Below are 6,630 nucleotides of genomic sequence, written 5' to 3'. Positions count from 1 at the left end.
CTTCCGAATCCTGATTTCAACTCATTGCGAATTTCATCAGAAAATACTGATGCGCTTGCCGTTTCATCCATCCAATCCTGATCTGCCGGAGTTACTTCATTTTCAGGACTTCCATCGCCTACAAATGTACGCCACCCTTCTCCAAGCATCAATATGTTTGGGTTAATCTTTTTAGCCTCATCATAGGCCGTTTGGACGCTTTCTGCATCAAGATCACCCATAAGATCAAAACGAAATCCGTCTACTTTGAATTCCTCTGTCCAGTATTTAATAGAGTCAACCATCAGTTTACGGGACATGTAGTGAGTGGTTCCTACTTTACCGCCACCGTACCCTACTTTTGTATTCCCCTCCTCATCTTCAAAGTAATAATAGTCTGAAACAAGGTCTTCAAGAATACTAACTTTGGCTGTGTGATTGTATACGACATCTAGAATGACACCCATTTTTCGTTTGTGAATTTCTTTCACTAACTGCTTGAATTCTGCTATTCTCGCTTCAGGATCCTTCGGTCGCTCCGAATACATGCCAGAAAGTGAAAAATAACTGTGAGGATCATAGCCCCAATTGTAATTATTCCCAGAAGATGAATAATCCAGTTCTCTTTCGTCGTTTTCAAGTTCATTTCCGAAATAATATTTCATGACTGGCAATAGCTGTACATGTGTGACTCCAAGATCTTTCAAATAATCAAGTTTTTCTCCGAAAGAAGTGAACGTTCCAAATTGGTTATTCAACTCTGAAGATAGCTCCGGATCTGAAGTAATGTCCCTCACATGGGCTTCCCAAATAATAGCATCTTCTTTCTTTTCGTATTTTTTGATTTTAGCAAAGTCCAATTTAGGTCCAATATTGGATGGATTTACGATGGCTGCTTTTCCAACTGTATCCTCGTCATCATCACTTGAGGCTGCCATTGATTTTGCATATGGATCTAGAGCTAATTTCGTTTCTCCTCCAGATGAGATTTCATACTGATAATAGTATCCTTTTACATTTTTAAGACCGGTGTTACTCTCCTCAAGCAGTACTTTCCAGACACCATCTTGTCCTCTTTTCATTTCAACATTTTCTATTTGTTTGTATTGATTATCTTTATCGTAGAGGCGAACAGAAATTTGATTAGCTTTGGGAGACCATACTTTTAAAGTTGCACTTCCATCTTCATGAAGGGTTGCTCCGAGGTCATTTCCATCATAAGCAAACTTCTGGTCAATATACTCCCAGGCTACACTTACAGGAACCCTATCTTCCCCGTAAAAAAGCGAATATGACTTCGTTACATCAAGCGCTTGCTCCGATGTGATATATAATTCAGACCCTTCACGATTCATTTCTGTAATATCAAGTTGTTTGCCTTCCTGGTCTTCCAGTCGAATGTCATCGATTGAGACATCCGTTGTTACTTGATTCATGATAGCTACAATTTTTGTTTCTTCAGTCATTTCTGCATGAGTTATTGATGTTTGTATCGTAGGCTTTTCAGTGTATACTTGATCTTCACCTTGAACAATCCAAAACTCCGTCTCTCCTGTCGTTGGAAAGCTTCGATCACTTGGGGTATCTTTTTCATCACCTTTGTGAACAATAAAATTCAAACCATTCTTAATGTCAATCACTGGGATATCAGTATATACTCCCCAACTTGATTCTTTATCAAAAGGGATCAGTTTTCCCCAACTCGTAGGAAAGTTTATAGCAGGAATATCTTCATTCTGATTCCAAAGGTAGAGCCCCCACCCCTCATAGTTACCATCTAGACGTTTGTAGTGAATACGCACATGACCTTCCGGAATCGGTTGCGCATTAATCTCCTCTGCTTGACTAGTGGTTTTTCCTAACAGTGATAGCGGAGTGACTGCCGAAAATACCATCAGCAAAATCAAACTGCTCACCAGCGTCATAAAAATCTTCCTCCTCATCAATACTTCTCCTCCTTTAATTAACCTAAAAAAGTAATAGTGAAACTATGTAGCAAAATAGTGCAAACGCTTTCACAAATTCATAATTTACTATATCATAATTCCACTTAAAAACAGTTAATTAAGTGTGACGTTTCCGAAAATTGGAATTTTACCCCAGTCTGTTTGTCCTATTTATACTGAGTAACCATATTAAGTTACGAATTGTGTTATTTTCTTTGGATTTGTGAAACTTTCTTTATTAAAACTCGTATAAATAGGATGTTGGAATGTAGTATAGTAAGAAAAACAGATCACCTTAATTTCCGATTTGTTGCAAGGGCTATTCTTACATAAGGACAAGAAGTTTTATATCTAAGGAGGATTTAAATTGAGTAAAAGAATAACGGCCAGTATCATCGCGGCAAGTATTTTAGTGATTGCCATCGCTTTCCAAAGTATAAACTTTTTCTTCAGCAACGACTTCTCTGAAAACTCCCAATCAATGTTTTCAGGAAACCAACAATTAAGTGAAAAAGTTATTGAAGATGGATCTGCTTCCAATCGTATCGTCCGTGTAAACATTGAGGGAACAATCATGAACACGCCAGGGTCGAACACGAATCCATTCAGTGGAAGTGGGTACCAGCATGAGCATGTCATGAAGCAGTTAGACAAAATCAAGAAGGACTCCTCTATTGGAGGAGTATTACTTTATGTGAATTCCCCTGGGGGCGGAGTGTACGAGAGCGCTGAAATTCACGATAAACTAAAAGAAATCAAGAAGGCAGACAAGCCCATTTACGTATCTATGGGAAGCATGGCTGCCTCTGGAGGGTATTATATCTCCACACCGGCGGATCGTATTTTCGCCTCAAATGAAACATTCACTGGTTCGCTTGGTGTCATCATGGAGAATATCAACTATCAGGAACTGGCAAATGAATATGGTGTCAAATTCAATACATTCAAAAGTGGAAAATATAAAGATATTATGAGTCCTACCCGTGAAATGACTGAAGAAGAACGTGAAATTATTCAGAATTTAGTCGACGAATCTTATGAACAATTTGTAGATGTGATTGCTGAGGGCCGAGACATGCCAGAGGATAAAGTTTACGACCTGGCTGATGGAAGAATATATTCAGGTAAACAGGCTGTCGAAAATGGGCTTGTGGATGAAATTGGTTTTCGAGAAGATGCATTGAAAGCATTAAAAAAAGAAGTCGGTGGAAATCCACAAGTTATTGAGTTTAAGAGTAGCATTGGTTCTCTGTTTGATCTCCCGTTAGCAGAGAGTTTGGTCCCTAATAGTGAAATTCGCTATATCGAGAAATTGATTAGTGAACGCAAAGGTCCGACTATGATGTATTTGTATAGCGAATAAAGGGGGAATGAACATGGAGACAACAACGGATCATCAATCAACAAATTTCCCTCTTTTGTCCATACTCAAGCGGCAAAAGACGGAAATACAGAAGCTGTTGTATGCTGGTTTCGGTTCTCGATTTCTAGCTTACATTATTGACTTAATAATGATATGGGGAGTAAATACGGTCGTGACACGCCCAATTCTCCGATTGTTAAATATCGAAGAGGCAAAACTTTGGATCCAGATTTTTAGTGCTTCTAACATTGCAACTTCAATTGTATTTTTCCTTTACTTCATTTTGTTGACGAAATATTTTCAAGCGACTCTTGGGAAAATGATTCTAGGATTATCTGTCGTATCGTTAAAAGAAGGAAGACTGTCGAATAGCCAAATTATCTTTAGAGAATGTATTGGCCGTTACATTAGCATGGCTGTATTAGGGCTTCCTTATCTAGTGGTCGCCTTTACAAAGCGCCACCAAGGTATCCATGATTTATTTGCCGATACCTCAGTAATTAAAAACAAATTCAAGAAATTGAACGAGACGATGGAGCATGAAACAACTAATTGATTAATAAAGGACCTGCCACCTTTTATTAGTGGCAAGTCCTTTTTGCTGTTATTTTACTTTCTAATATTTTCAAAAAAAGACTGTCGAAAATCAGAATCATTCACTAATGCTTTGAGTTCATCCATTCTATTTCTTAGATAGCTGGCTGTCTTCTGTTTATTTCCATCTAAAAACATAACCATTTGATCGTTGTAAAGGGTGCTGGGTTGATAAGGGTAATTTTTAAGTGATCCAACTAGTATCTTCACCATAGAATTTCTGGAAATTGAGAATGTTTCATTTCCGATTTTAAATTCGAATCCTCTGGAATCCGGCACTAAGAGTGTTAGCATGGCAGTATTAAATAAGAAAGTTTTTTTACCGTGTCATTTTCCTTGTACCAATAGTCTGTAACATTATCACTAGGAAAAACTCCCTCTTTAGTCTTGTACTGAACATAAACCTTTCCGTTGTCTATTTGCAATTCTTGTATTGTATTACCACCTGGCAGGTCCCTCACTAATTGATTAACACGATTTCCCTCCACATACGTACCTACATAGAGCTCGAATAATGATGAATCGTTATCCTTGATTGTCATAAAGTTTTTATTATTTTCAACTAAAGTGTCTAGGGTATTGATATAAAAGAGTATGCTCATAGTTACAATTATAATGATTAGTAAAGGAGTTAAATTCTTCATAGCATTCCTCCCGAGTTATCCTTGAGATGGTCTATCCTGTTTCTATAATGTTACTTCACCTTTTGGCTGTGGAGATTATTTCACCCATTTTGATAAACAGCTATGTTTCCGATTAAAATTGAAATGAGAACTAACCCGAATTTTACCGGGTAAACCCCTATATTGTTTAAAGTCGAATCCATCACCAGAAAACCACCTTTAAAGAAGCATTTAAGCAGAAACCAAGGGTTTATTAGTGGTGAGTTCCTTGAAATCTTTTAAATAATGTTCTTTAGCTTCCCATTTTTTCCCTCCATTGCGGTAGCCACTAATGATTGCGACAATTAAAAAAATAATGGTCATGGACCACATGATATCCGCACTCAAAAATGCAGGAATCAGATATCCCATTCCATTAGAAAAAGCATTACGGACTTGATACAACTTTTTCCGTCCACTCCATCGTTCTTCCCATATATACCACAGCTCTTCATTTGATTTCTTACTCATATGCGTTTCATAAAGAAACATTATGTAGAAAAAAACACACCCGACATAAACAACTGGTGGAACCGATCCGACGTAAGACTGCAGCCAACCAATAAATATAACGATGCCAAGGAAGAAGTACCAGGACGACTTCCTTCCCTGAAAACGAATGCTCTTCTGATTTATGCTCTCATTCTCAATCTCCTGATTCTCTTTCATAATTACTCCTTATGTATAGATATAAGATTTACCCCCTCGTTTCCATCAGAGAAGGTTACGAATGAGTCTTAACCTCTTATATATTACCATTTACCTCCTAATTAATCGAACCACTGATAGGAAAATAGTTTATTTCTAGTTAAAATTTTCTTAGTATGATAGATTAAAATTTACCAACTAAAATAGTCATAAATAAAGGAGCTTCTATGAAACGAAAAATCACTATTTCCTTTCTTATTTCACAAATCTTATACATTTGTTTGTTTCCACTGTGGTCAAAAGTTACAGACTATCTTAACCCTTTTTCCATCTTTGTCGTATGGCTTTGCTTTTCCTTAGCCGTGTTGTGGGTGTCCGGACGAGTGCTAAAAACGAGTTTTATACTTTCTCCTAAGGTTCTTCATTCCATTTTGTTGCTGTACAGTGGACTATTAATCGTTTTATTATTTTTTAGACCTACTAATCAAAGTCTACAGACAATTAATCTTATTCCATTTGAAACGATCCAGCTCTATTTATCCGGTAATGGAGACAGATTTGTAGCCTTCTATAATCTGGCAGCAAATGTCGCTCTCTTCATCCCGTTTGGTATTTATTTTCGGTTAATGAAAAAAGATCCTCGTCTATCACATATTGTTATTATTGCAACCTTAAGCATATGCCTTATTGAGTTTATTCAGTTTCTGACAAGTAGAGGAAGCTTGGATATAGATGATTTGATTCTGAATTTGCTAGGTGTAGTTCTTGGTTATATATTGAGTCCTATTATTGGTAAGGTATTCATTTTCAGAGGAAAACATTAACGAGACCAATGATCTCATCCAGCTGCTCAATTCCAGATCGAACGAAATTGGTGGAATTACTAAAAAAATTTCAGAAATCACCCATTTGCTGTCCTAAAATGACTCCATTGAAGCGGCACGTGCCGGTGAGCATGGAAGAGGATTCAGCGTGGTAGCGGATGAAGTAAGGAAACTAGCTTCCCAGTCAGAATCCGCTACGAAAAGAATTTTTAACATCATTGCTTCCATTCAGTCGGAAATAACAATAGCTAACCAAACTTCCATTAAAGGTGTGAACCAGGTAGGAGACAGACGCACACTTTTATTAAATATGGTGGAAGGTTTTGATGAAATACTTCTTAAGTCAAAAAGTGTGGAGCAACAAACTAATGAGGTCAGTGCGTCCACTCAGGAATTGCTTTCAGTCGCACAATTGGTGTCCGAGACCTTCGACCGGCTCGTTCGCTTCACTCGGGAATCTCAGAAACAAATTGATAAAGTACTTAGATCTTCCGAAGATCAAAATCACACGATGAGGAGTATGGTGGAGAGTCTCAACTCTCTTACTAAAAAGACTAAGAATTTGAATGACCTTATAGAAAACGTTCATAAAGAGAAAGATCAAACGAATCAAC

The 6,630-nt window shown here is 37.4% G+C and carries 7 protein-coding genes; 4 read left to right on the top strand and 3 right to left on the bottom strand.

Translation table 11 applies throughout. From position 1 onward, the window contains the following. The coding region (locus LD39_RS07175) for a pullulanase-associated domain-containing protein (protein ID WP_231572527.1) at positions 1-1,922 on the bottom strand (1,922 nt) is incomplete at its 3' end. A gap of 370 nt (positions 1,923-2,292) precedes the next feature. On the opposite strand from LD39_RS07175, the gene sppA reads away from it, so the two are divergent. Then, on the top strand, positions 2,293-3,288 hold the full coding sequence (gene sppA / locus LD39_RS07170; protein WP_035544557.1) for a signal peptide peptidase SppA: 996 nt from the start codon (positions 2,293-2,295) through the stop codon (positions 3,286-3,288). Positions 3,289-3,301: 13 nt separating this feature from the next. After that, positions 3,302-3,844, top strand: coding sequence for an RDD family protein (locus tag LD39_RS07165; protein ID WP_035544555.1), 543 nt, complete (start codon positions 3,302-3,304; stop codon positions 3,842-3,844). A 325-nt stretch (positions 3,845-4,169) separates the two neighbouring features. Here the strand turns inward: LD39_RS07165 and LD39_RS07160 are convergent, their stop codons facing one another. Both LD39_RS07160 and LD39_RS07155 read right to left on the bottom strand, forming a co-directional pair. Next, the gene (locus LD39_RS07160) at positions 4,170-4,526 is read right to left on the bottom strand and encodes a hypothetical protein (RefSeq protein ID WP_035544552.1); all 357 of its coding nucleotides are present in this window, start codon (positions 4,524-4,526) and stop codon (positions 4,170-4,172) included. A gap of 210 nt (positions 4,527-4,736) precedes the next feature. Next, complete coding sequence (locus LD39_RS07155; RefSeq protein WP_035544550.1) at positions 4,737-5,213, bottom strand: hypothetical protein; 477 nt, start codon at positions 5,211-5,213, stop codon at positions 4,737-4,739. A 206-nt stretch (positions 5,214-5,419) separates the two neighbouring features. On the opposite strand from LD39_RS07155, the gene LD39_RS07150 reads away from it, so the two are divergent. Further along, positions 5,420-6,016 (top strand): VanZ family protein, encoded by a 597-nt coding sequence (locus LD39_RS07150; RefSeq protein ID WP_035544549.1) that lies wholly within the window; start codon positions 5,420-5,422, stop codon positions 6,014-6,016. A 148-nt stretch (positions 6,017-6,164) separates the two neighbouring features. Beyond that, positions 6,165-6,630 (top strand): methyl-accepting chemotaxis protein (locus tag LD39_RS07145; protein WP_035544548.1); only part of this gene is annotated, 466 nt, incomplete at its 3' end.

This window comes from Halobacillus sp. BBL2006 (genome assembly GCF_000786645.1).
In the GTDB taxonomy this organism is placed as follows: domain Bacteria; phylum Bacillota; class Bacilli; order Bacillales; family Halobacillaceae; genus Halobacillus.
Note: the sequence above shows the minus strand (reverse complement) of the source record. Positions and strands in the feature narration are given on the sequence as shown.

Coding starts and splice junctions, on each gene's coding strand:
- LD39_RS07160 (WP_035544552.1), bottom strand. CDS start 4,526: ATGAAGAATTTAACTCCTTTACTAATCATTATAATTGTAACTATGAGC.
- LD39_RS07155 (WP_035544550.1), bottom strand. CDS start 5,213: ATGAAAGAGAATCAGGAGATTGAGAATGAGAGCATAAATCAGAAGAGC.
- LD39_RS07165 (WP_035544555.1), top strand. CDS start 3,302: ATGGAGACAACAACGGATCATCAATCAACAAATTTCCCTCTTTTGTCC.
- LD39_RS07150 (WP_035544549.1), top strand. CDS start 5,420: ATGAAACGAAAAATCACTATTTCCTTTCTTATTTCACAAATCTTATAC.